General features: G+C 46.1%; 14 protein-coding genes, 9 tRNA genes and 6 rRNA genes. All 29 read left to right on the forward strand.

Annotation, left to right across the window (positions count from 1 at the left end; all coding sequences use genetic code 11):
• The first annotated feature begins 108 nt into the window (after positions 1 to 108).
• The 29 genes from ID12_RS05280 (at position 109) to radA (ending at position 25,460) form a co-directional block, all read left to right on the forward strand.
• Positions 109 to 1,527, forward strand: coding sequence for an anthranilate synthase component I family protein (locus tag ID12_RS05280; RefSeq protein WP_025206606.1), 1,419 nt, complete (start codon positions 109 to 111; stop codon positions 1,525 to 1,527).
• Positions 1,528 to 1,540: 13 nt separating this feature from the next.
• Positions 1,541 to 2,134 (forward strand): aminodeoxychorismate/anthranilate synthase component II, encoded by a 594-nt coding sequence (pabA, locus tag ID12_RS05285; RefSeq protein WP_025206607.1) that lies wholly within the window; start codon positions 1,541 to 1,543, stop codon positions 2,132 to 2,134.
• Positions 2,131 to 2,979, forward strand: coding sequence for an aminodeoxychorismate lyase (pabC, locus tag ID12_RS05290; RefSeq protein ID WP_025206608.1), 849 nt, complete (start codon positions 2,131 to 2,133; stop codon positions 2,977 to 2,979). The genes pabA and pabC overlap by 4 nt, the downstream gene beginning before the upstream one ends.
• A gap of 9 nt (positions 2,980 to 2,988) precedes the next feature.
• Entirely contained in the window at positions 2,989 to 3,846 is an 858-nt protein-coding gene (gene folP, locus ID12_RS05295) for a dihydropteroate synthase (RefSeq protein WP_008341807.1), read from the forward strand.
• Positions 3,839 to 4,201, forward strand: coding sequence for a dihydroneopterin aldolase (gene folB / locus ID12_RS05300; protein WP_025206609.1), 363 nt, complete (start codon positions 3,839 to 3,841; stop codon positions 4,199 to 4,201). Before folP ends, folB begins: the two co-directional genes overlap by 8 nt.
• A complete protein-coding gene (gene folK, locus ID12_RS05305) occupies positions 4,198 to 4,701 on the forward strand; it encodes a 2-amino-4-hydroxy-6-hydroxymethyldihydropteridine diphosphokinase (protein ID WP_025206610.1) in 504 nt (167 codons plus the stop codon). Before folB ends, folK begins: the two co-directional genes overlap by 4 nt.
• Positions 4,653 to 4,886, forward strand: coding sequence for a helix-turn-helix domain-containing protein (locus ID12_RS05310; RefSeq protein WP_008341798.1), 234 nt, complete (start codon positions 4,653 to 4,655; stop codon positions 4,884 to 4,886). The genes folK and ID12_RS05310 overlap by 49 nt, the downstream gene beginning before the upstream one ends.
• Positions 4,879 to 5,880: a tRNA dihydrouridine synthase DusB gene (gene dusB, locus ID12_RS05315; protein WP_008341796.1), complete on the forward strand. Its 1,002-nt coding sequence runs from the start codon at positions 4,879 to 4,881 to the stop codon at positions 5,878 to 5,880. The genes ID12_RS05310 and dusB overlap by 8 nt, the downstream gene beginning before the upstream one ends.
• Positions 5,881 to 5,970: 90 nt before the next feature.
• The gene (gene lysS, locus ID12_RS05320) at positions 5,971 to 7,470 is read left to right on the forward strand and encodes a lysine--tRNA ligase (RefSeq protein WP_050826840.1); all 1,500 of its coding nucleotides are present in this window, start codon (positions 5,971 to 5,973) and stop codon (positions 7,468 to 7,470) included.
• Between the two features lie 344 nt (positions 7,471 to 7,814).
• Positions 7,815 to 9,363: ribosomal RNA gene (locus tag ID12_RS05325) — 16S ribosomal RNA — on the forward strand.
• Between the two features lie 182 nt (positions 9,364 to 9,545).
• A 23S ribosomal RNA gene (locus tag ID12_RS05330) occupies positions 9,546 to 12,476 on the forward strand.
• 61 nt (positions 12,477 to 12,537) lie between these two features.
• Positions 12,538 to 12,653: ribosomal RNA gene (gene rrf, locus ID12_RS05335) — 5S ribosomal RNA — on the forward strand.
• Between the two features lie 782 nt (positions 12,654 to 13,435).
• A tRNA-Val gene (locus ID12_RS05340) sits at positions 13,436 to 13,511 on the forward strand.
• Positions 13,512 to 13,544: 33 nt separating this feature from the next.
• A tRNA-Thr gene (locus ID12_RS05345) sits at positions 13,545 to 13,620 on the forward strand.
• 37 nt (positions 13,621 to 13,657) lie between these two features.
• A tRNA-Lys gene (locus tag ID12_RS05350) sits at positions 13,658 to 13,733 on the forward strand.
• A 7-nt stretch (positions 13,734 to 13,740) separates the two neighbouring features.
• A tRNA-Leu gene (locus ID12_RS05355) sits at positions 13,741 to 13,823 on the forward strand.
• 30 nt (positions 13,824 to 13,853) lie between these two features.
• Positions 13,854 to 13,925, forward strand: a tRNA-Gly gene (locus ID12_RS05360).
• Between the two features lie 12 nt (positions 13,926 to 13,937).
• A tRNA-Leu gene (locus ID12_RS05365) sits at positions 13,938 to 14,023 on the forward strand.
• Positions 14,024 to 14,034: 11 nt separating this feature from the next.
• Positions 14,035 to 14,111 (forward strand) — tRNA-Arg (locus ID12_RS05370).
• 7 nt (positions 14,112 to 14,118) lie between these two features.
• A tRNA-Pro gene (locus ID12_RS05375) sits at positions 14,119 to 14,195 on the forward strand.
• Between the two features lie 8 nt (positions 14,196 to 14,203).
• A tRNA-Ala gene (locus tag ID12_RS05380) sits at positions 14,204 to 14,279 on the forward strand.
• 127 nt (positions 14,280 to 14,406) lie between these two features.
• Positions 14,407 to 15,955 (forward strand): 16S ribosomal RNA (locus ID12_RS05385).
• A 181-nt stretch (positions 15,956 to 16,136) separates the two neighbouring features.
• Positions 16,137 to 19,067, forward strand: a 23S ribosomal RNA gene (locus tag ID12_RS05390).
• 61 nt (positions 19,068 to 19,128) lie between these two features.
• Positions 19,129 to 19,245, forward strand: a 5S ribosomal RNA gene (rrf, locus tag ID12_RS05395).
• The 16S, 23S and 5S rRNA genes sit together here with 9 tRNA genes alongside, the layout of an rRNA operon.
• A gap of 177 nt (positions 19,246 to 19,422) precedes the next feature.
• Positions 19,423 to 19,887 carry a CtsR family transcriptional regulator gene (locus ID12_RS05400; RefSeq protein WP_003217184.1) on the forward strand — a complete coding sequence of 155 codons (465 nt, stop codon included), beginning with the start codon at positions 19,423 to 19,425 and terminating at the stop codon, positions 19,885 to 19,887.
• Between the two features lie 14 nt (positions 19,888 to 19,901).
• A complete protein-coding gene (locus ID12_RS05405; RefSeq protein ID WP_007496258.1) occupies positions 19,902 to 20,459 on the forward strand; it encodes a protein-arginine kinase activator protein McsA in 558 nt (185 codons plus the stop codon).
• Positions 20,460 to 20,463: 4 nt separating this feature from the next.
• Positions 20,464 to 21,555 carry a protein-arginine kinase McsB gene (locus ID12_RS05410; RefSeq protein ID WP_017366451.1) on the forward strand — a complete coding sequence of 364 codons (1,092 nt, stop codon included), beginning with the start codon at positions 20,464 to 20,466 and terminating at the stop codon, positions 21,553 to 21,555.
• Complete coding sequence (clpC, locus tag ID12_RS05415; protein WP_007496263.1) at positions 21,552 to 23,987, forward strand: ATP-dependent protease ATP-binding subunit ClpC; 2,436 nt, start codon at positions 21,552 to 21,554, stop codon at positions 23,985 to 23,987. The genes ID12_RS05410 and clpC overlap by 4 nt, the downstream gene beginning before the upstream one ends.
• Positions 23,988 to 24,080: 93 nt before the next feature.
• Positions 24,081 to 25,460: a DNA repair protein RadA gene (radA, locus tag ID12_RS05420; protein ID WP_017359160.1), complete on the forward strand. Its 1,380-nt coding sequence runs from the start codon at positions 24,081 to 24,083 to the stop codon at positions 25,458 to 25,460.
• Position 25,461 lies beyond the last annotated feature (1 nt).

The raw sequence follows: 25,461 nt of genomic DNA on the forward strand, positions 1-25,461 counted from the left end.
TTTGCTGGGGTTTTTTCATGAATTCTGAAGATGGAAAGCAAATACTATTTTCTAATTAAAATGGATTGCATTACAATAAGATTAATGAAAATGAAAAAGGATGATAACATGACACAACGTAGGCCGATGGGCATCAAAATTCCTTTTACGAAAGATGCATTCTTGAAACGATACGAACAATTAACGGCTCATGAATCACATCACGTCCTTCTTGAAAGTGCACGTGGCGGAGAATACAGTATTGCCGGCATTCATCCGATCGCTAAAGCGAAAGGGAAGGACGGGATGACCACCATCCATTATCAGAATGAGGTGTTGTTCAAAGAGGGAGATCCTTTTAGGGCATTTGCTGATTGGTTTCAAACCCTACAAACCGAAACGAACGACGAATACCCTGACTTCCAAGGTGGAGCGATTGGATTTTTAAGCTATGATTACGCAAGATATATCGAGCATTTTAAAATGCTGTCCATCGATGATTTGAAGACGCCTGATTTGTATTTCCTCGTATTCAATGATGTCGCTGTCTTTGATCATAATAAAGACGTCCTCTGGCTGATGACTCATACAGAAGGAGACGAACCTGTCAGTGAAGTTCATCAAAGACTCGAAGAATTAAAGCAAAGCTGGACAAGCACATCAGAAGAGTCAGCACATTCATCTGTCAACGTGTCTTCTTCGGAATGTGTACCTGCTGCACCTTTTACTGAAGAAGCTTTCGGGGAAGCTGTAGAAACGATTAAACAATATATCGCGAACGGTGATGTGTTCCAAGTGAACCTATCCATTAGACAAGATGAACAGCTTCATACCCACCCATATCATTTATACAAAACATTACGTCACGTGAATCCATCTCCATATATGTCATATCTGCACACGCCAGATTTCCAAATTGTCTGTGGATCTCCAGAGCTGCTTATTAAGAAAAAAGGCATTCAGCTCGAAACAAGACCGATCGCTGGCACAAGATCAAGAGGCAAGGATGATGTGGAAGATCAAGCGCTGGCAAAAGAACTCATTGAAGATGAAAAAGAACGCGCAGAACATGTGATGCTCGTTGATCTTGAGCGGAATGATCTTGGACGAGTGTCTACTTATGGCTCAGTCAAGGTGAACGAGTTTATGGCCATTGAGAAATATTCACACGTGATGCACATTGTATCAAATGTCCAAGGGGAGCTGCGTGATGATTGTGATGCGGTAGATGTCATGAGAGCTGTATTCCCAGGCGGCACGATTACAGGTGCGCCAAAAGTGAGAACAATGGAAATCATAGAAGAACTTGAGCCAACAAGGCGTGGGCTTTATACTGGATCTATAGGCTGGTTTGGATTCAATCAAGATATGCATTTTAATATCGTCATTCGTACGGCTTATTGTACAGGGGGCAGAGCCTTCATGCAGTCAGGTGCAGGCATTGTCATCGATTCTGTACCAAAGCACGAATACAAAGAATCGATTAAAAAAGCCTATGCAGTGAAAAAAGCATTACAGTTGAGCAAAGAAGAGACTATTTTGAGTTAGAGGTGAGCAGAGTATGATATTAATGATTGATAATTACGATTCATTTACGTACAACCTGGTCCAGTATTTAGGTGAGCTTGGGGAAGAACTGATTGTAAAACGAAACGATCAAGTCACTATTCAAGAAATCGAAGAGCTCAAGCCAGACTTTCTGATGATTTCTCCAGGACCTTGCAGTCCGGATGAAGCAGGAATTAGTATGGAAGCGATCAAACATTTTGCTGGGAGGATTCCGATCTTCGGTGTCTGTTTAGGTCATCAATCCATTGCACAAGTATTTGGTGGAGATGTCATTCGTGCGGAGCGGTTAATGCATGGGAAAACATCAGAGATTGAACACGACGGCAAAGGTGTCTTCACGGGACTACAAAATCCGCTCGTCGCCACGAGATATCATTCATTAATTGTTAAAGACGAGACGCTGCCGGAGTGCTTTGTCAGAACAGCGAGAACAAAGGAAGGCGAACTCATGGCCATTCGCCATAAAGAACTTCCGATTGAAAGTGTTCAATTCCATCCAGAATCGATTATGACGTCCTTCGGTAAGGAAATGCTCAGAAATTTCATTGAAACCTATCGTAAAAAGGGGAATGAAGTAAACGCATGATCATTTACCTGAACGGTCAGTATATAGAGGAGAAAGACGCGACTCTTTCTCCTTTTGATCATGGTTTTCTATATGGCATCGGTGTATTCGAAACATTTACCTCTCTAGCAGGACAAGTCTTCTTGTTAGACTGGCATCTTGAAAGGCTCAATCAATCATTGCGTGACCTTTGCATCGAATCCACAATAGAGAAACCATTTGTACTCGACATCATTCATACATTATTCAAACAAAATCAAATAACGGGCGGTCATGCGAGAATCCGCTTCAATGTTTCTGCGGGCAGAGGCAATGGATTTTCTGCAGACCCTTATGAGGAGCCTGTTGTTTTTGTGATGATCTCCCCATTCCGGCCAGAATCAATAGTAGATGAAAAACAGGGAATCATTCTTGATACAAGAAGAAACACACCGGAAGGTCCAAGACGGCTCAAGTCGCATCATTACATGAACAACCTGCTGGCGAAAAGAGAAGTAGGGAACGATCCGTCTGTAGAAGGGATCTTTTTAACAAAAGAAGACGATGTGGCAGAAGGAATTACATCAAATCTATTTTGGCGAAAAAAAGATGTGATCTATACACCTTCACTTGATACCGGCATTTTAAACGGGGTTACCCGTCGATATTGTATCGAAACGCTGCAAGCTTCGGGGATCCCACTAATAGAAGGAAGATATCCACTCTCACACTTGCTCTCAGCTGATGAGGCGTGGATGACCAATTCGGTTCAGGGAATTGTGCCTTTTAAAAATATCGGAGACAACGTCCTGCAAAACCACAACCGAACGATTTCGACCAAGCTGAGAACAGAATATACAAAAGCACGTCTAGAACATAAAGAGTAGGTGGACACAATGACACAACAATTGATAAAACAGCCTAAAATCATACAAGCCAAGCACCATACCCTTAGTTATGAAGAAAAGACATTGGTCATGGGCATTTTAAATGTCACACCGGACTCTTTTTCAGATGGAGGAAAATTCAATCAAATGGATAAAGCGCTGGCTCATGCAGCGCAGCTCATAGAAGATGGGGCGCATATTATTGATATTGGCGGTGAATCGACTCGGCCGGGGGCGGCACTTGTCTCAGAGCAAGAGGAGCTTTCAAGGGTCATTCCTGTCATTGAGAAGATCACAAAAGAATTGGACATACCTATTTCTATTGATACGTATAAAGCCCCTGTCGCAGATGAGGCAGTGAAAGCAGGAGCCTCAATCATTAATGATGTATGGGGGGCGAAAGCTGATCCTCAAATGGCGCATGTGGCAGCGAAGCACAACGTGCCAATCATCTTAATGCACAATCGACCAGAGCGGAATTACACCCATCTGATTTCAGATATGATTGCAGATCTGAAAGAAAGTGTTCAAATTGTAAAACAAGCGGGTGTCCGTGATGACATGATTATATTAGACCCTGGTGTAGGATTTGCGAAAAATAAAACTGACAACCTCATGGTCATGAATGAACTTGAACATTTTTGCCACCTTGGGTATCCGCTGCTGCTAGCAACATCCCGCAAACGATTCATCGGTGCAGTTTTAGATCTGCCGCCTGAAGAACGTACTGAAGGAACGGGTGCGACGGTCTGTCTTGGGATTCAAAAGGGCAGCGCGATGGTCCGAGTGCACGATGTAAAAGAAATCGCAAGAATGGCAAAAATGATGGATGCCATGCTGAATAAAGGAGGCGCTTATCATCGATAAAATATATGTAAACGGAATGGAATTTTACGGCTATCACGGTGTATTTGCAGAAGAGAATAAACTAGGCCAGCGCTTTCGTGTGGACCTAACAGCTTCACTTGATTTAAGTAAGGCAGGACAAACGGATGACCTAAATGAGACCATCAACTATGCTGAGCTCTACAACATCTGCAAAAATATTGTAGAAGGGGATCCGGTGAACCTCGTTGAAACGCTGACAGAAAGAATTGCAAACCAAGTGTTAAAGGACTTTCCGACAGTTCAAGAATGTACAGTAAAAGTAATCAAACCAGATCCGCCAATTCCAGGACACTATCAGTCCGTTGCTATTGAAATGACGAGATCACGCACATGAACAATACAGCATATATCGCTTTAGGCTCAAACATAGGAAAAAAGGAAACCTACTTAAAAGAAGCTGTCAAAAAACTTCACGAACATCCAGGTGTTCAAGTTGAATCCATTTCATCTATATATGAGACAACACCTGTAGGTTACGAGAATCAGGATGACTTCTTGAACATGGCTGTGAAGATTTCCACCTCGCTTCGTCCTGAAGAACTTCTATCACTGACTCAGGACATTGAGCAGGAGTTGGGCAGAACAAGAGAAGTGAGATGGGGTCCACGGACAGCTGACCTTGACATTTTACTTTATAATCGTGAAAATATTGAAACAGAACAACTTGTAGTGCCGCATCCTAGAATGTACGAACGTTTATTCGTTCTTGTTCCGATGAGTGAGATTTGCCCAGAAATCGGCGAAGCCCAGATAAACGCCGTAACAGACCAAGAAGGTGTAAGCATATGGAAAAAGACATGTGGGGTAGAAGAATTCGTGCATACCGAAAGCTAAAAGGGTATACTCAGGAAGGGTTCGCCAAAAGACTGGGCATCTCTGTCTCTGTCTTAGGGGAAATTGAGCGAGGCAATCGATTACCAACAAACCAAATGGTTGGTCAAATAGCAGATGCTTTAAATATAACGGTGGAAGAACTTTCACCAATTCTTGAAGAAGAAAGGAGGGGACATGATGTTTAAAATCGGAGATATCGAAATTAAAAACAAAGTAGTGCTCGCACCAATGGCTGGTGTGTGTAACTCTGCTTTCAGACTCACGGTGAAAGAGTTTGGAGCGGGCTTAGTCTGCGCTGAAATGGTCAGTGACAAAGCGATCTTGATTAATAATGCCAGAACGATGGGCATGCTGTACATTGATGAACGTGAAAAACCGTTGAGCCTTCAGATATTTGGGGGAGAAAAGGATACGCTCGTAGAAGCGGCCAAGTTTGTAGACCAGAATACAACGGCGGACATTATTGATATTAATATGGGATGTCCTGTACCAAAGATCACGAAATGTGACGCAGGAGCGAAATGGCTGCTGGATCCTAACAAGATTTACGAAATGGTATCTGCAGTCGTAGAAGCTGTAGATAAACCTGTTACTGTGAAAATGAGAATGGGCTGGGACGAAGACCATATCTTCGCTATCGACAATGCCCGTGCTGTTGAACGAGCAGGTGGACAAGCGGTTGCGCTTCACGGACGGACACGTGTGCAGATGTACGAAGGAACAGCGAATTGGGATATTATAAAAGAGGTCAAACAATCTGTTTCCATTCCAGTCATCGGCAATGGAGATGTCAAAACCCCTCAGGATGCAAAACGTATGCTTGATGAAACGGGTGCAGATGCTGTCATGATCGGAAGAGCCGCACTAGGAAACCCGTGGATGATTTACCGGACGGTTCATTATTTAGAAACGGGTGAACTAAAAGAAGAGCCTAATGTGCGTGAGAAAATGTCTGTGTGCAAACTTCACTTAGACAGACTCATAGACCTGAAAGGCGAGCATGTGGCTGTCAGAGAAATGAGAAAACATGCAGCATGGTACTTAAAAGGTGTCCGAGGCAATGCAGATGTAAGAAATCAAATCAATCAAAGTGAAACGAGAGCGGAGCTTGTAAAAGTTCTAGATGACTTTACGATCGAAGCCGAGGCAAAAGAGCTTCAAAGAATAAAAGTAGGATAAGACTATCTTTCTTTTTGTAGCTCACTGCTAGTGCACGTACTGGCAGTTTTTCTGCTTTTCTCTGCAAAATACATTATTGGAGTGATATAAATGAGTAATGAAGGGCTTAATAACGAAGAATTAAATGATCAATTCCAAGTAAGACGTGACAAAATGAATAAAATGAGAGAAGAGGGTATCGATCCATTCGGTGAACGATATGACCGTTCTCATCAATCTGCACAAATTATTGCTGAATATGACGAGTTTTCAAAAGAAGACTTAGAAGAAAAAGCAGCTCAAGTAACAATTGCTGGCCGTATGATGACAAAGCGTGGAAAAGGGAAAGCTGGCTTTGCACACATCCAAGACTTAGAAGGACAAATTCAAATCTATGTACGTAAAGATAGTGTAGGAGAAGAAGCTTACGAATTATTTAAAAGCTCGGACCTAGGCGATATTATCGGTGTGACGGGAACAGTATTTAAAACGAATGTAGGAGAACTTTCAATTAAAGCGACTAGCTTTGAGGTTCTGACAAAAGCACTTCGCCCGCTCCCTGATAAATATCACGGACTAAAAGATGTAGAACAACGCTATCGTCAGCGTTACCTTGACTTGATTGTCAATCCAGAAAGTAAGCAGACGTTCATCATGCGAAGCAAAATCATTCAATCAATGAGAAGATACTTAGATTCAAAAGGATACCTAGAAGTTGAAACACCAACAATGCATAGCATCCCTGGTGGTGCATCAGCGCGTCCTTTCATTACTCATCACAATGCACTTGATATGCCGCTTTATATGCGTATTGCGATCGAGCTGCATTTAAAACGTCTGATTGTCGGTGGTCTAGAGAAAGTATATGAGATTGGCCGTGTATTCCGTAATGAAGGTGTATCGACTCGTCACAACCCAGAATTCACTATGATCGAGCTGTATGAAGCATACGCAGACTACAAAGACATCATGAATCTGACAGAAAACCTGATTGCTCATATTGCCCAAGAGGTGCTAGGGACAACAACCATTCAATATGGAGAAGATGAAATTGATCTCAAACCTGAATGGAAGAGACTTCATATGGTTGAAGCGGTCAAAGAAGCAACAGGTGTAGACTTCTGGCAGGAGATGTCTGTTGAAGAAGCAAAACAGCATGCGGCTGATCATTGTGTTGAAATCACGAAAAATATGACAGTAGGTCATATTATCAATGAGTTCTTCGAGCAAAAAGTAGAAGAAACATTGGTTCAGCCTACATTCATTTACGGACACCCAGTGGAGATTTCTCCATTAGCTAAGAAAAATCCTGAAGACCCGCGCTTTACTGATCGCTTTGAGCTGTTTATCGTACGCCGCGAGCATGCAAATGCATTCACAGAGCTAAACGATCCGATCGATCAAAGAGAACGCTTTGAAGCTCAATTAAAAGAACGTGAAGAAGGAAATGACGAAGCGCATCTCATGGATGACGATTTTGTTGAAGCATTAGAATATGGCATGCCGCCAACAGGTGGACTAGGAATCGGTATCGACCGATTAATCATGCTACTAACAAATTCTCCATCAATCAGAGATGTACTGCTTTTCCCGCAAATGAGAAACCGTTAATACATCAACAAAAGCGCCATTTGATCTGTGGCGCTTTTTATTTTTCATAAAATGAAAATTTTTTTAAAAAAACTATTGCAAGGAAAGAATCCAGATGGTATATTATTATTCGTTGCCGCAAAACAGCAACGAGGTTGAAAAAAGAAAATGAAAAAAGTTCTTGACTTCAACTGAAGCGAAATGTTAAGATATTAAAGTCGCTTACGAGCGATAACGAAAATGATCTTTGAAAACTAAACAAGACAAAACGTACCTGTTAATTCGAGTTTTTATAAAAAAATCCTATGATACATCATAGGTAGTCAGTCAAACTGGCGCGAAAAACAAAACTTCGGTTTTGTACTTTTTCGGAGAGTTTGATCCTGGCTCAGGACGAACGCTGGCGGCGTGCCTAATACATGCAAGTCGAGCGGACAGAAGGGAGCTTGCTCCCGGATGTTAGCGGCGGACGGGTGAGTAACACGTGGGTAACCTGCCTGTAAGACTGGGATAACTCCGGGAAACCGGAGCTAATACCGGATAGTTCCTTGAACCGCATGGTTCAAGGATGAAAGACGGTTTCGGCTGTCACTTACAGATGGACCCGCGGCGCATTAGCTAGTTGGTGAGGTAACGGCTCACCAAGGCGACGATGCGTAGCCGACCTGAGAGGGTGATCGGCCACACTGGGACTGAGACACGGCCCAGACTCCTACGGGAGGCAGCAGTAGGGAATCTTCCGCAATGGACGAAAGTCTGACGGAGCAACGCCGCGTGAGTGATGAAGGTTTTCGGATCGTAAAGCTCTGTTGTTAGGGAAGAACAAGTGCAAGAGTAACTGCTTGCACCTTGACGGTACCTAACCAGAAAGCCACGGCTAACTACGTGCCAGCAGCCGCGGTAATACGTAGGTGGCAAGCGTTGTCCGGAATTATTGGGCGTAAAGGGCTCGCAGGCGGTTTCTTAAGTCTGATGTGAAAGCCCCCGGCTCAACCGGGGAGGGTCATTGGAAACTGGGAAACTTGAGTGCAGAAGAGGAGAGTGGAATTCCACGTGTAGCGGTGAAATGCGTAGAGATGTGGAGGAACACCAGTGGCGAAGGCGACTCTCTGGTCTGTAACTGACGCTGAGGAGCGAAAGCGTGGGGAGCGAACAGGATTAGATACCCTGGTAGTCCACGCCGTAAACGATGAGTGCTAAGTGTTAGGGGGTTTCCGCCCCTTAGTGCTGCAGCTAACGCATTAAGCACTCCGCCTGGGGAGTACGGTCGCAAGACTGAAACTCAAAGGAATTGACGGGGGCCCGCACAAGCGGTGGAGCATGTGGTTTAATTCGAAGCAACGCGAAGAACCTTACCAGGTCTTGACATCCTCTGACAACCCTAGAGATAGGGCTTTCCCTTCGGGGACAGAGTGACAGGTGGTGCATGGTTGTCGTCAGCTCGTGTCGTGAGATGTTGGGTTAAGTCCCGCAACGAGCGCAACCCTTGATCTTAGTTGCCAGCATTTAGTTGGGCACTCTAAGGTGACTGCCGGTGACAAACCGGAGGAAGGTGGGGATGACGTCAAATCATCATGCCCCTTATGACCTGGGCTACACACGTGCTACAATGGACAGAACAAAGGGCTGCGAGACCGCAAGGTTTAGCCAATCCCACAAATCTGTTCTCAGTTCGGATCGCAGTCTGCAACTCGACTGCGTGAAGCTGGAATCGCTAGTAATCGCGGATCAGCATGCCGCGGTGAATACGTTCCCGGGCCTTGTACACACCGCCCGTCACACCACGAGAGTTTGTAACACCCGAAGTCGGTGAGGTAACCTTTATGGAGCCAGCCGCCGAAGGTGGGACAGATGATTGGGGTGAAGTCGTAACAAGGTAGCCGTATCGGAAGGTGCGGCTGGATCACCTCCTTTCTAAGGATATATGGAGCAGCGTACGTTTTTCGTCTTGTTTAGTTTTGAAGGATCATTCCTTCAAACATGTCTCTAGCGAGACAGGATTGTTCTTTGAAAACTAGATAACAATAAGTAATACATTCACATTGAATGCAATGCAAAGTTCATCACACATAGTGATTCTTTCTAAAGTAAGAAATGGTTAAGTTAGAAAGGGCGCACGGTGGATGCCTTGGCACTAGGAGCCGATGAAGGACGGGACGAACACCGATATGCTTCGGGGAGCTGTAAGCAAGCTTTGATCCGGAGATTTCCGAATGGGGAAACCCACTGCTCGTAATGGAGTAGTATCCATACTTGAATACATAGAGTATGAGAAGGCATACCCGGGGAACTGAAACATCTAAGTACCCGGAGGAAGAGAAAGCAAATGCGATTCCCTGAGTAGCGGCGAGCGAAACGGGAACAGCCCAAACCAAGAGGCTTGCCTCTTGGGGTTGTAGGACACTCTATACGGAGTTACAAAGGAACGATATAAGCGAAGAGGTCTGGAAAGGCCCGCCAAAGAAGGTAACAGCCCTGTAACTGAAATGTTGTTCTCTCCAGAGTGGATCCTGAGTACGGCGGAACACGTGAAATTCCGTCGGAATCCGGGAGGACCATCTCCCAAGGCTAAATACTCCCTAGTGACCGATAGTGAACCAGTACCGTGAGGGAAAGGTGAAAAGCACCCCGGAAGGGGAGTGAAATAGATCCTGAAACCGTGTGCCTACAAGTAGTCAGAGCCCGTTAACGGGTGATGGCGTGCCTTTTGTAGAATGAACCGGCGAGTTACGATCCCGTGCAAGGTTAAGCAGAAGATGCGGAGCCGCAGCGAAAGCGAGTCTGAATAGGGCGCATGAGTACGTGGTCGTAGACCCGAAACCAGGTGATCTACCCATGTCCAGGGTGAAGTTCAGGTAACACTGAATGGAGGCCCGAACCCACGCACGTTGAAAAGTGCGGGGATGAGGTGTGGGTAGGGGTGAAATGCCAATCGAACCTGGAGATAGCTGGTTCTCTCCGAAATAGCTTTAGGGCTAGCCTCAAGGTAAGAGTCTCGGAGGTAGAGCACTGATTGGACTAGGGGCCCCTACCGGGTTACCGAATTCAGTCAAACTCCGAATGCCGATGACTTATCCTTGGGAGTCAGACTGCGAGTGATAAGATCCGTAGTCGAAAGGGAAACAGCCCAGACCGCCAGCTAAGGTCCCAAAGTATACGTTAAGTGGAAAAGGATGTGGAGTTGCTTAGACAACCAGGATGTTGGCTTAGAAGCAGCCACCATTTAAAGAGTGCGTAATAGCTCACTGGTCGAGTGACTCTGCGCCGAAAATGTACCGGGGCTAAACGTATCACCGAAGCTGCGGACTGTTCTTACGAACAGTGGTAGGAGAGCGTTCTAAGTGCAGTGAAGTCAGACCGGAAGGACTGGTGGAGCGCTTAGAAGTGAGAATGCCGGTATGAGTAGCGAAAGACGGGTGAGAATCCCGTCCACCGAATGCCTAAGGTTTCCTGAGGAAGGCTCGTCCGCTCAGGGTTAGTCGGGACCTAAGCCGAGGCCGAAAGGCGTAGGCGATGGACAACAGGTTGATATTCCTGTACCACCTCCTCACCATTTGAGCAATGGGGGGACGCAGGAGGATAGGGTAAGCGCGGTATTGGATATCCGCGTCCAAGCAGTTAGGCTGGGAAATAGGCAAATCCGTTTCCCGTGAAGGCTGAGCTGTGATGGCGAGCGAAATTTAGTAGCGAAGTTCCTGATTCCACACTGCCAAGAAAAGCCTCTAGCGAGGTGAGAGGTGCCCGTACCGCAAACCGACACAGGTAGGCGAGGAGAGAATCCTAAGGTGATCGAGAGAACTCTCGTTAAGGAACTCGGCAAAATGACCCCGTAACTTCGGGAGAAGGGGTGCTTCTTAGGGTGTTAAAGCCCCGAGAAGCCGCAGTGAATAGGCCCAGGCGACTGTTTAGCAAAAACACAGGTCTCTGCGAAGCCGTAAGGCGAAGTATAGGGGCTGACGCCTGCCCGGTGCTGGAAGGTTAAGAGGAGCGCTTAGCGTAAGCGAAGGTGCGAATTGAAGCCCCAGTAAACGGCGGCCGTAACTATAACGGTCCTAAGGTAGCGAAATTCCTTGTCGGGTAAGTTCCGACCCGCACGAAAGGCGCAACGATCTGGGCACTGTCTCAACGAGAGACTCGGTGAAATTATAGTACCTGTGAAGATGCAGGTTACCCGCGACAGGACGGAAAGACCCCGTGGAGCTTTACTGCAGCCTGATATTGAATGTTGGTACAGCTTGTACAGGATAGGTAGGAGCCTTGGAAACCGGAGCGCTAGCTTCGGTGGAGGCATCGGTGGGATACTACCCTGGCTGTATTGACCTTCTAACCCGCTGCCCTTATCGGGCAGGGAGACAGTGTCAGGTGGGCAGTTTGACTGGGGCGGTCGCCTCCTAAAATGTAACGGAGGCGCCCAAAGGTTCCCTCAGAATGGTTGGAAATCATTCGCAGAGTGTAAAGGCACAAGGGAGCTTGACTGCGAGACCTACAAGTCGAGCAGGGACGAAAGTCGGGCTTAGTGATCCGGTGGTTCCGCATGGAAGGGCCATCGCTCAACGGATAAAAGCTACCCCGGGGATAACAGGCTTATCTCCCCCAAGAGTCCACATCGACGGGGAGGTTTGGCACCTCGATGTCGGCTCATCGCATCCTGGGGCTGTAGTCGGTCCCAAGGGTTGGGCTGTTCGCCCATTAAAGCGGTACGCGAGCTGGGTTCAGAACGTCGTGAGACAGTTCGGTCCCTATCCGTCGCGGGCGCAGGAAATTTGAGAGGAGCTGTCCTTAGTACGAGAGGACCGGGATGGACGCACCGCTGGTGTACCAGTTGTTCTGCCAAGGGCATCGCTGGGTAGCTATGTGCGGACGGGATAAGTGCTGAAAGCATCTAAGCATGAAGCCCCCCTCAAGATGAGATTTCCCATTCCGCAAGGAAGTAAGATCCCTGAAAGATGATCAGGTTGATAGGTCTGAGGTGGAAGCGTGGTGACACGTGGAGCTGACAGATACTAATAGATCGAGGACTTAACCTATATTCTAATGTGAAAAATGAACATTGTTATCTAGTTTTGAGAGAACATTCTCTCCATCAGGTTTGGTGGCGATAGCGAAGAGGTCACACCCGTTCCCATACCGAACACGGAAGTTAAGCTCTTCAGCGCCGATGGTAGTTGGGGGTTTCCCCCTGTGAGAGTAGGACGCCGCCAAGCTTTTCAAAGGATCAGTTCCAGTCGGAACTGGTCTTTTTTGTGTTTCAATAAATGATATATCTATTTATATTGAAAATAGTGGTCTTTCACTACATTCTCAATAACTCATTCATTTCATCCCCTTCACTGGAATTCTAGACATTCTATAATATTCTTATCATCTAATCTCGTCGCTCGCTCATCTTGCTAAGAGTCAACATCGAACGAGTAAACATGTCTAAGAAGGATCTTCTCCTCTGGCAACCATATGTAGCGAACTGCGCTTGCTGCTAGATCATTGAAACCTACATAAGAGAGCAAAGGGCATCTTGGTTTGCTAATGAGAGAGGGGAGGAAGATTTGAGTTAAGCACCACAATGTTTGATGAGGCAAGGGAACATTGAGACGAATTTTTGGAAAATGACCAGGATCAATTTAATATAAAGCAAATTTACAAAATGGTTTCTCGGAAAAATAAAATAATAAAAAAATTCGTTTCTATATGCACGTTATCTGAGGATTTAAGGAATAAAACAAACATTTTTCAGCTTTAAAAGAGCTGTTTTTACATTGAAAAAGCGCTATTAATCCCCTTTTTAACAAAAAAACATAAAAAAATGAAAAAAAGACTTTTAAAATGAAGAGACAAGTGGTAAACTTCTTTAGGTGCCTTAACGAAAAGATGTGAAAAAATAGCTTTAAAATAAATTCAAAAATTATTTTAAAAAAGTCTTTACAAACAATATCTTATCGTTATATAATACTATTTGTCAGATCGAGAGACATTCGAAACGACATAATATGGAGGATTAGCTCAGCTGGGAGAGCATCTGCCTTACAAGCAGAGGGTCGGCGGTTCGAGCCCGTCATCCTCCACCATATTTATTCTTACATAATGTTAGGATAGATAAAGCCGGTGTAGCTCAACTGGTAGAGCAACTGACTTGTAATCAGTAGGTTGGGGGTTCAAGTCCTCTTGCCGGCACCACTTTCATATGGTAAGATAGACAAGTCGCTTTAAAAGCGAGCCATTAGCTCAGTTGGTAGAGCATCTGACTTTTAATCAGAGGGTCGAAGGTTCGAGTCCTTCATGGCTCACCATTTTCATGCGGGTGTGGCGGAATTGGCAGACGCGCTAGACTTAGGATCTAGTGTCTTTATGACGTGGGGGTTCAAGTCCCTTCACCCGCATTGCCAAACAACATAAAGAAATCCTGTAATGCGGAAGTAGTTCAGTGGTAGAACACCACCTTGCCAAGGTGGGGGTCGCGGGTTCGAATCCCGTCTTCCGCTTATACCATCCACGCCGGGGTGGTGGAATTGGCAGACACACAGGACTTAAAATCCTGCGGTAGGTGACTACCGTGCCGGTTCAAGTCCGGCCCTCGGCATTATAAAATAAGCGCCCGTAGCTCAATTGGATAGAGCGTTTGACTACGGATCAAAAGGTTAGGGGTTCGACTCCTCTCGGGCGCGCCATTAAGATCGGGAAGTAGCTCAGCTTGGTAGAGCACTTGGTTTGGGACCAAGGGGTCGCAGGTTCGAATCCTGTCTTCCCGACCATCTTTTATGGGGCCTTAGCTCAGCTGGGAGAGCGCCTGCCTTGCACGCAGGAGGTCAGCGGTTCGATCCCGCTAGGCTCCACCAATATGATCTTTGAAAACTAAACAAGACAAAACGTACCTGTTAATTCGAGTTTTTATAAAAAAATCCTATGATACTTCATAGGTAGTCAGTCAAACGCTGACGAAAAACAAAACTTCGGTTTTGTACTTTTTCGGAGAGTTTGATCCTGGCTCAGGACGAACGCTGGCGGCGTGCCTAATACATGCAAGTCGAGCGGACAGAAGGGAGCTTGCTCCCAGATGTTAGCGGCGGACGGGTGAGTAACACGTGGGTAACCTGCCTGTAAGACTGGGATAACTCCGGGAAACCGGAGCTAATACCGGATAGTTCCTTGAACCGCATGGTTCAAGGATGAAAGACGGTTTCGGCTGTCACTTACAGATGGACCCGCGGCGCATTAGCTAGTTGGTGAGGTAACGGCTCACCAAGGCGACGATGCGTAGCCGACCTGAGAGGGTGATCGGCCACACTGGGACTGAGACACGGCCCAGACTCCTACGGGAGGCAGCAGTAGGGAATCTTCCGCAATGGACGAAAGTCTGACGGAGCAACGCCGCGTGAGTGATGAAGGTTTTCGGATCGTAAAGCTCTGTTGTTAGGGAAGAACAAGTGCAAGAGTAACTGCTTGCACCTTGACGGTACCTAACCAGAAAGCCACGGCTAACTACGTGCCAGCAGCCGCGGTAATACGTAGGTGGCAAGCGTTGTCCGGAATTATTGGGCGTAAAGGGCTCGCAGGCGGTTTCTTAAGTCTGATGTGAAAGCCCCCGGCTCAACCGGGGAGGGTCATTGGAAACTGGGAAACTTGAGTGCAGAAGAGGAGAGTGGAATTCCACGTGTAGCGGTGAAATGCGTAGAGATGTGGAGGAACACCAGTGGCGAAGGCGACTCTCTGGTCTGTAACTGACGCTGAGGAGCGAAAGCGTGGGGAGCGAACAGGATTAGATACCCTGGTAGTCCACGCCGTAAACGATGAGTGCTAAGTGTTAGGGGGTTTCCGCCCCTTAGTGCTGCAGCTAACGCATTAAGCACTCCGCCTGGGGAGTACGGTCGCAAGACTGAAACTCAAAGGAATTGACGGGGGCCCGCACAAGCGGTGGAGCATGTGGTTTAATTCGAAGCAACGCGAAGAACCTTACCAGGTCTTGACATCCTCTGACAACCCTAGAGATAGGGCTTTCCCTTCGGGGACAGAGTGACAGGTGGTGCATGGTTGTCGTCAGCTCGTGTCGTGAGATGTTGGGTTAAGTCCCGCAACGAGCGCAACCCTTGATCTTAGTTGCCAGCATTTAGTTGGGCACTCTAAGGTGACTGCCGGTGACAAACCGGAGGAAGGTGGGGATGACGTCAAATCATCATGCCCCTTATGACCTGGGCTACACACGTGCTACAATGGACAGAACAAAGGGCTGCGAGACCGCAAGGTTTAGCCAATCCCACAAATCTGTTCTCAGTTCGGATCGCAGTCTGCAACTCGACTGCGTGAAGCTGGAATCGCTAGTAATCGCGGATCAGCATGCCGCGGTGAATACGTTCCCGGGCCTTGTACACACCGCCCGTCACACCACGAGAGTTTGTAACACCCGAAGTCGGTGAGGTAACCTTTATGGAGCCAGCCGCCGAAGGTGGGACAGATGATTGGGGTGAAGTCGTAACAAGGTAGCCGTATCGGAAGGTGCGGCTGGATCACCTCCTTTCTAAGGATATATGGAGCAGCGTGCGTTTTCGTCTTGTTTAGTTTTGAAGGATCATTCCTTCAAACATGTCTCTAGCGAGACAGGATTGTTCTTTGAAAACTAGATAACAATAAGTAATACATTCACATTGAATGCAATGCAAAGTTCATCACACATAGTGATTCTTTCTAAAGTAAGAAATGGTTAAGTTAGAAAGGGCGCACGGTGGATGCCTTGGCACTAGGAGCCGATGAAGGACGGGACGAACACCGATATGCTTCGGGGAGCTGTAAGCAAGCTTTGATCCGGAGATTTCCGAATGGGGAAACCCACTGCTCGTAATGGAGTAGTATCCATACTTGAATACATAGAGTATGAGAAGGCATACCCGGGGAACTGAAACATCTAAGTACCCGGAGGAAGAGAAAGCAAATGCGATTCCCTGAGTAGCGGCGAGCGAAACGGGAACAGCCCAAACCAAGAGGCTTGCCTCTTGGGGTTGTAGGACACTCTATACGGAGTTACAAAGGAACGATATAAGCGAAGAGGTCTGGAAAGGCCCGCCAAAGAAGGTAACAGCCCTGTAACTGAAATGTTGTTCTCTCCAGAGTGGATCCTGAGTACGGCGGAACACGTGAAATTCCGTCGGAATCCGGGAGGACCATCTCCCAAGGCTAAATACTCCCTAGTGACCGATAGTGAACCAGTACCGTGAGGGAAAGGTGAAAAGCACCCCGGAAGGGGAGTGAAATAGATCCTGAAACCGTGTGCCTACAAGTAGTCAGAGCCCGTTAACGGGTGATGGCGTGCCTTTTGTAGAATGAACCGGCGAGTTACGATCCCGTGCAAGGTTAAGCAGAAGATGCGGAGCCGCAGCGAAAGCGAGTCTGAATAGGGCGCATGAGTACGTGGTCGTAGACCCGAAACCAGGTGATCTACCCATGTCCAGGGTGAAGTTCAGGTAACACTGAATGGAGGCCCGAACCCACGCACGTTGAAAAGTGCGGGGATGAGGTGTGGGTAGGGGTGAAATGCCAATCGAACCTGGAGATAGCTGGTTCTCTCCGAAATAGCTTTAGGGCTAGCCTCAAGGTAAGAGTCTCGGAGGTAGAGCACTGATTGGACTAGGGGCCCCTACCGGGTTACCGAATTCAGTCAAACTCCGAATGCCGATGACTTATCCTTGGGAGTCAGACTGCGAGTGATAAGATCCGTAGTCGAAAGGGAAACAGCCCAGACCGCCAGCTAAGGTCCCAAAGTATACGTTAAGTGGAAAAGGATGTGGAGTTGCTTAGACAACCAGGATGTTGGCTTAGAAGCAGCCACCATTTAAAGAGTGCGTAATAGCTCACTGGTCGAGTGACTCTGCGCCGAAAATGTACCGGGGCTAAACGTATCACCGAAGCTGCGGACTGTTCTTACGAACAGTGGTAGGAGAGCGTTCTAAGTGCAGTGAAGTCAGACCGGAAGGACTGGTGGAGCGCTTAGAAGTGAGAATGCCGGTATGAGTAGCGAAAGACGGGTGAGAATCCCGTCCACCGAATGCCTAAGGTTTCCTGAGGAAGGCTCGTCCGCTCAGGGTTAGTCGGGACCTAAGCCGAGGCCGAAAGGCGTAGGCGATGGACAACAGGTTGATATTCCTGTACCACCTCCTCACCATTTGAGCAATGGGGGGACGCAGGAGGATAGGGTAAGCGCGGTATTGGATATCCGCGTCCAAGCAGTTAGGCTGGGAAATAGGCAAATCCGTTTCCCGTGAAGGCTGAGCTGTGATGGCGAGCGAAATTTAGTAGCGAAGTTCCTGATTCCACACTGCCAAGAAAAGCCTCTAGCGAGGTGAGAGGTGCCCGTACCGCAAACCGACACAGGTAGGCGAGGAGAGAATCCTAAGGTGATCGAGAGAACTCTCGTTAAGGAACTCGGCAAAATGACCCCGTAACTTCGGGAGAAGGGGTGCTTCTTAGGGTGTTAAAGCCCCGAGAAGCCGCAGTGAATAGGCCCAGGCGACTGTTTAGCAAAAACACAGGTCTCTGCGAAGCCGTAAGGCGAAGTATAGGGGCTGACGCCTGCCCGGTGCTGGAAGGTTAAGAGGAGCGCTTAGCGTAAGCGAAGGTGCGAATTGAAGCCCCAGTAAACGGCGGCCGTAACTATAACGGTCCTAAGGTAGCGAAATTCCTTGTCGGGTAAGTTCCGACCCGCACGAAAGGCGCAACGATCTGGGCACTGTCTCAACGAGAGACTCGGTGAAATTATAGTACCTGTGAAGATGCAGGTTACCCGCGACAGGACGGAAAGACCCCGTGGAGCTTTACTGCAGCCTGATATTGAATGTTGGTACAGCTTGTACAGGATAGGTAGGAGCCTTGGAAACCGGAGCGCTAGCTTCGGTGGAGGCATCGGTGGGATACTACCCTGGCTGTATTGACCTTCTAACCCGCTGCCCTTATCGGGCAGGGAGACAGTGTCAGGTGGGCAGTTTGACTGGGGCGGTCGCCTCCTAAAATGTAACGGAGGCGCCCAAAGGTTCCCTCAGAATGGTTGGAAATCATTCGCAGAGTGTAAAGGCACAAGGGAGCTTGACTGCGAGACCTACAAGTCGAGCAGGGACGAAAGTCGGGCTTAGTGATCCGGTGGTTCCGCATGGAAGGGCCATCGCTCAACGGATAAAAGCTACCCCGGGGATAACAGGCTTATCTCCCCCAAGAGTCCACATCGACGGGGAGGTTTGGCACCTCGATGTCGGCTCATCGCATCCTGGGGCTGTAGTCGGTCCCAAGGGTTGGGCTGTTCGCCCATTAAAGCGGTACGCGAGCTGGGTTCAGAACGTCGTGAGACAGTTCGGTCCCTATCCGTCGCGGGCGCAGGAAATTTGAGAGGAGCTGTCCTTAGTACGAGAGGACCGGGATGGACGCACCGCTGGTGTACCAGTTGTTCTGCCAAGGGCATCGCTGGGTAGCTATGTGCGGACGGGATAAGTGCTGAAAGCATCTAAGCATGAAGCCCCCCTCAAGATGAGATTTCCCATTCCGCAAGGAAGTAAGATCCCTGAAAGATGATCAGGTTGATAGGTCTGAGGTGGAAGCGTGGTGACACGTGGAGCTGACAGATACTAATAGATCGAGGACTTAACCTATATTCTAATGTGAAAAATGAACGTTGTTATCTAGTTTTGAGAGAACATTCTCTCCATCAGGTTTGGTGGCGATAGCGAAGAGGTCACACCCGTTCCCATACCGAACACGGAAGTTAAGCTCTTCAGCCGCCGATGGTAGTTGGGGGTTTCCCCCTGTGAGAGTAGGACGCCGCCAAGCTTTTCAAAGGATCAGTTCCAGTCGGAACTGGTCTTTTTTGTGTTTTTGGGACGTTTGGCACCAGATAAATGTGGAAATAATATTGTTAGTTGAGCGATTATCTTGAAAAATCGATCGAAAAAATTTATAGTAAGATTAAAGTCAAATATAGTCAAAGTCAATGGAGGAGGAGGCGGAGTGGCACAAAATATTTCTGATATCATCGAGCAGTATTTGAAGGAAGTCTTGGATCAGAATGGTCGAGAAATATTAGAAATTAAACGCAATGAAATTGCAGATAAGTTTCAATGCGTACCTTCACAAATTAACTATGTTATCAATACACGCTTTACGAGCGAAAGAGGTTATATCGTCGAAAGTAAGCGTGGCGGCGGTGGCTATATCCGTATCATTAAAGTCAAAATGAATGATGAAGTCGATTTATTGAACAACATTATTTCCCAAATATATCATCGTTTATCACAGGCTGCATCTGATCATATCATCATGCGTCTTGTTGAGAACAACATTTTATCCGAAAGAGAAGCAAAGATGATGATTAGTGTCATGGACCGTTCTGTTTTACACATTGATTTACCTGAACGAGATGAACTGAGAGCTCGGATGATGAAAGCGATGTTAAATGCTTTGAAATTAAAGTAAAGCGGGTGAAAAGATTGATTTGTCAAGAATGCAATGAGAGACCAGCCACTTTTCACTTTACGAAAGTAATAAATGGAGAAAAACAAGAAATGCACATATGTGAACAATGTGCAAAAGAAAACAGTGATTCATATGCTATGAGTGGAAACCAAGGTTTCTCGATTCACAACTTATTATCAGGCTTATTGAATATTGATCCTAGCTTTACCACAAGTGCGAATAAAGGATCATCTATTTTTCAAGAGGCAAGAGAAGTGGATCAATGTCCTAAGTGTGGCTTAACTTTTCAGCAATTCAGGAAAACAGGCCGTTTTGGCTGTGCAGAATGTTATCGAACCTTTGATCAGTATTTAAATCCTGTTTTAAGGAAAGTCCATAGTGGAAATACAGTCCATAATGGAAAAGTCCCTAAACGGATTGCCGGCAGTCTGCATGTTCGCCGGAAACTTGAGTTAATGCAGCAAGAACTAAAGCAGCTGATTGAACAGGAAGAGTTTGAAAAAGCAGCGGAAGTTCGAGATCAAATTCGTGCATTAGAGCATGAGCAATCTCAGCAGAGGGAGGGAGATTAACGACATGTCGCTCCAGCATTTTATTCAAGACGCATTAAGTCAATGGATGAAACAGAAAGGACCAGAAAGTGACATTGTTCTAAGCAGTCGTATTCGGTTGGCACGCAACCTAGAGCATGTTCGTTTCCCAACTCAGTTTTCTCAAGAGGAGGCTGAAGCTGTTCTTCAGCAATTCGAGCAAAAGTTTGTGAGCCAGGAAGTGAAGGACATTGGAAACTTTGTTCTGATTCGAATGAATGAAACGCAGCCTTTGGCTAAAAGGGTACTTGTTGAAAAGCATTTGATTAGCCCCAATTTAGCAGAATCAAGATTTGGCGGCTGTTTGCTTTCAGAAAATGAAGAAATCAGTGTCATGCTGAATGAGGAAGACCATATTCGTATTCAATGCTTGTTCCCAGGATTTCAGCTGGCCAATGCACTAAAAGCAGCTAACCAAATAGATGACTGGATTGAAGAGCAAGTGGATTATGCGTTTTCTGAAAAGCGAGGATACTTAACGAGCTGTCCGACCAATGTAGGTACAGGTATTAGGGCTTCAGTCATGATGCACTTACCAGCATTAGCCCTGACAAGACAAATGAATCGCATTATTCCTGCAATTAATCAATTAGGTCTTGTGGTCAGAGGAATTTATGGTGAGGGTAGCGAAGCAATAGGAAACATCTTTCAAATTTCAAATCAAATGACACTGGGTCAATCAGAAGAAGATATTGTAGATGATTTGAATAGTGTGACGGCACAGCTCATTGAACAAGAGCGATCTGCACGTAAGGCATTATATCAGACGTCTAAAATTGAACTTGAAGACAGAGTGTACCGTTCCTTGGGGATTTTGGCTAATTGCCGCATGATTGAATCTAAGGAAACGGCTAAGTGTTTGTCAGATGTGCGACTTGGAATTGATTTAGGTATCATTAAGGGGCTTTCAAGTAATATACTGAATGAACTCATGATTTTGACACAGCCTGGCTTCCTTCAGCAATATTCAGGAGGAGCCTTGGAACCAAATGAAAGAGATATAAAACGAGCAGCAATTATCAGAGAAAGGCTGCGCTTAGAAATGCATAGGAATGGACAGGAGGATGAAACGATATGATGTTTGGAAGATTCACTGAAAGAGCTCAAAAGGTATTAGCACTTGCACAAGAAGAAGCCATTCGCCTAGGCCATAAGAACATCGGAACAGAGCATATTTTACTTGGTCTTGTACGTGAAGGTGAGGGCATCGCCGCAAAAGCATTAGAAGCACTGGGCCTTGTTTCAGATAAAATCCAAAAAGAAGTCGAGAGCTTGATTGGAAGAGGGCAAGAGGTGTCTCAAGCTATTCCTCATTACACACCTAGAGCGAAGAAGGTTACGGAGCTTTCTATGGATGAAGCGAGAAAGCTGGGTCATTCCTATGTAGGAACAGAACATATTCTTTTAGGTCTTATTCGTGAGGGAGAGGGTGTAGCTGCCCGTGTTTTAAATAACCTCGGAGTGAGCTTAAATAAAGCACGCCAGCAAGTATTGCAGCTTCTAGGCAGCAATGAAACGGGTGCATCTGCGGCAGGATCTAATAGCAATGCCAATACACCAACTTTAGATAGCCTGGCAAGAGACTTAACGGCTATTGCGAAAGAGGACAGCTTGGACCCTGTGATTGGCCGTAGCAAAGAAATCCAGCGTGTCATTGAGGTATTAAGTAGAAGAACAAAGAATAACCCTGTGCTGATTGGAGAGCCTGGTGTTGGTAAAACAGCGATCGCAGAAGGCCTCGCACAGCAAATTATTCACAACGAAGTGCCTGAAATTCTGCGTGATAAACGAGTCATGACACTTGATATGGGAACCGTTGTAGCGGGAACGAAATATCGTGGTGAATTCGAGGATCGTTTGAAAAAAGTCATGGACGAAATCCGTCAGGCTGGAAATATCATTCTCTTCATTGATGAGCTTCATACACTGATTGGTGCAGGAGGAGCAGAGGGTGCGATTGATGCCTCTAATATTTTAAAACCATCTTTAGCACGTGGTGAGCTTCAATGTATCGGGGCAACAACGTTAGATGAGTACCGTAAATATATTGAAAAAGATGCTGCACTTGAACGTCGATTCCAGCCAATTCAAGTGGATCAGCCGTCTGTTGATGAAAGTATTCAAATTTTAAGAGGGCTTAGAGACCGTTATGAAGCACATCACCGTGTGTCTATTACAGATGAAGCCATTGAGGCGGCGGTAAAGCTTTCTGATCGTTATATCTCCGATCGTTTCCTTCCAGATAAGGCGATCGACTTAATTGATGAGGCGGGTTCAAAAGTTCGCTTACGTTCTTTCACAACACCGCCTAATCTAAAGGAACTTGAGCAAAAGCTGGATGAAGTACGCAAGGAAAAGGATGCAGCTGTTCAAAGTCAAGAATTTGAAAAAGCCGCTTCTCTTCGTGATACGGAGCAACGTTTGCGTGAAAAGGTAGAAGTGACGAAGAAATCTTGGAAAGAAAAGCAGGGACAAGAGAATTCAGAGGTTTCTGTGGATGATATCGCAATGGTTGTTTCTAGCTGGACGGGAGTACCTGTTTCGAAAATTGCTCAAACAGAAACAGATAAGCTTCTAAACATGGAACAATTGCTCCACTCTCGCGTCATTGGACAGGATGAAGCAGTTGTTGCTGTTGCAAAAGCTGTAAGACGTGCCCGTGCTGGACTAAAAGATCCGAAACGTCCGATTGGCTCCTTTATTTTCTTAGGGCCAACAGGTGTTGGTAAGACTGAGCTTGCAAGAGCACTCGCCGAGTCTATCTTCGGTGATGAAGAAGCGATGATTCGTATTGATATGTCTGAGTACATGGAAAAACACTCGACTTCAAGACTTGTTGGATCACCTCCAGGCTATGTGGGCTATGATGAGGGCGGTCAGCTGACTGAAAAGGTGAGAAGAAAGCCGTATTCTGTCGTGCTTCTAGATGAGATTGAAAAGGCACACCCTGATGTGTTTAACATCTTACTTCAAGTATTAGAAGATGGTCGTCTCACTGATTCTAAAGGTCGTACTGTTGACTTTAGAAATACGATTTTGATTATGACTTCAAACGTTGGAGCTAGTGAGCTGAAGCGCAATAAATATGTTGGCTTTAACGTGCAGGATGAAAGTCAAAATTACAAAGATATGAAAGGCAAAGTAATGGGTGAGTTGAAACGTGCGTTTAGACCGGAGTTCATCAACCGTATTGATGAAATCATTGTCTTCCACTCACTCGAAAAGAAACATCTAAAAGAGATTGTGTCTCTCATGTCTGATCAATTAACAAAACGACTAAAAGAGCAGGACCTTTCAATTGAATTGACGGAAGCAGCAAAAGCCAAGATTGCCGACGAAGGCGTAGATCTTGAGTATGGTGCTCGTCCGTTAAGAAGAGCGATTCAAAAGCACGTCGAGGATCGACTTTCTGAGGAATTGCTGAAAGGCAATATTGAAAAGGGCCAACATATCGTATTAGATGTAGAAGATGGAGAAATTGTCGTAAAAGCAACGGCTGCTACGAACTAATATAGTAAGAAAAAAGTGTGAGGCATACCAGTAAGTTGGATGCCTCCCTTTACTTATTTTCTGACCAGTATAAGGAGTTGTATTCTTCAATCTATGGCTAAGTCAAAATCAAAATTTATATGCCAATCGTGCGGTTATGAGTCAGCCAAATGGATGGGGAAATGTCCTGGCTGCGGCACTTGGAACAGTATGACAGAAGAGGTCGTTCGTAAAGAGCCGGCAAATCGTCGAAGTGCGTTTAATCATTCTGTTCAAACCATTCAAAAACCTTCACCTATATCTGCAATTGAAACATCCGAAGAACCCCGAATTAAAACGAATTTAGAAGAATTTAACCGAGTATTAGGAAGTGGAATTGTCAAAGGTTCACTCGTTCTTATTGGCGGTGATCCTGGGATTGGGAAGTCCACACTATTATTACAAGTTTCAGCACAGCTATCAGATCAAAATCAGAATGTGTTATACATATCTGGTGAGGAATCAATCAAACAAACGAAGCTTAGGGCGGACCGTCTCGGTATTGAAAGTGCCTCTTTACATGTTTTGGCTGAAACCGATATGGAGTATATAACGTCTGCTATACAAGAGATGAAACCCGCTTTTGTTGTGGTCGATTCAATTCAAACCGTTTATCAAAGCGATATCACGTCAGCTCCTGGATCTGTTTCTCAGGTGAGGGAATGCACTGCGCAGCTGATGAAAATTGCCAAGACGAATGGTATTCCTATTTTTATTGTTGGTCATGTGACGAAGGAAGGCTCGATTGCTGGGCCGCGCCTTTTAGAGCATATGGTGGATACAGTTCTTTATTTTGAAGGGGAGCGCCATCATACGTTTCGTATTTTACGGGCAGTGAAAAACCGTTTTGGTTCAACGAATGAATTAGGGATTTTTGAAATGAGGGAGGAAGGGCTCACAGAGGTATTAAACCCATCAGAAATCTTCTTAGAAGAGCGGTCAGCAGGTGTATCTGGATCGTGTGTTGTTGCCTCAATGGAAGGAACAAGACCTGTTCTAGTGGAGATACAAGCACTTATTTCACCGACGAGCTTTGGGAATCCACGGAGAATGGCTACTGGCCTTGATCATAACCGAGTGTCATTGCTTATGGCCGTTTTAGAAAAACGGGTAGGGCTGCTGCTGCAAAACCAAGATGCCTATTTAAAGGTCGCAGGTGGTGTGAAACTTGACGAACCAGCGATTGATTTGGCTATTGCCGTCAGCATTGCATCAAGCTTTAAAGATGCAGCGCCGCATCAAGCAGATTGCTTTATAGGAGAAGTGGGTCTGACGGGAGAAGTCAGAAGAGTATCAAGAATTGAACAGCGTGTGCAGGAAGCTGCTAAACTAGGATTTAAACGAATGTTTATTCCTCAGGCGAATATAGATGGATGGAAAAAACCGAGAGGGATTGAATTAGTCGGTGTAGAAAATGTAGCAGAGGCACTTCGTATTTCACTAGGGGGATCATAGA

This window comes from Bacillus altitudinis (genome assembly GCF_001191605.1).
Classification (GTDB): Bacteria; Bacillota; Bacilli; order Bacillales; family Bacillaceae; genus Bacillus; species Bacillus altitudinis.

Excerpts from the sequence above, each read along its gene's own strand:
- radA (WP_017359160.1), top strand. The coding sequence starts at position 24,081 with ATGGCTAAGTCAAAATCAAAATTTATATGCCAATCGTGCGGTTATGAG.
- ID12_RS05280 (WP_025206606.1), top strand. The coding sequence starts at position 109 with ATGACACAACGTAGGCCGATGGGCATCAAAATTCCTTTTACGAAAGAT.
- clpC (WP_007496263.1), top strand. The coding sequence starts at position 21,552 with ATGATGTTTGGAAGATTCACTGAAAGAGCTCAAAAGGTATTAGCACTT.
- lysS (WP_050826840.1), top strand. The coding sequence starts at position 5,971 with ATGAGTAATGAAGGGCTTAATAACGAAGAATTAAATGATCAATTCCAA.
- ID12_RS05310 (WP_008341798.1), top strand. The coding sequence starts at position 4,653 with ATGGAAAAAGACATGTGGGGTAGAAGAATTCGTGCATACCGAAAGCTA.
- pabC (WP_025206608.1), top strand. The coding sequence starts at position 2,131 with ATGATCATTTACCTGAACGGTCAGTATATAGAGGAGAAAGACGCGACT.
- folP (WP_008341807.1), top strand. The coding sequence starts at position 2,989 with ATGACACAACAATTGATAAAACAGCCTAAAATCATACAAGCCAAGCAC.
- folK (WP_025206610.1), top strand. The coding sequence starts at position 4,198 with ATGAACAATACAGCATATATCGCTTTAGGCTCAAACATAGGAAAAAAG.
- pabA (WP_025206607.1), top strand. The coding sequence starts at position 1,541 with ATGATATTAATGATTGATAATTACGATTCATTTACGTACAACCTGGTC.
- dusB (WP_008341796.1), top strand. The coding sequence starts at position 4,879 with ATGTTTAAAATCGGAGATATCGAAATTAAAAACAAAGTAGTGCTCGCA.
- ID12_RS05410 (WP_017366451.1), top strand. The coding sequence starts at position 20,464 with ATGTCGCTCCAGCATTTTATTCAAGACGCATTAAGTCAATGGATGAAA.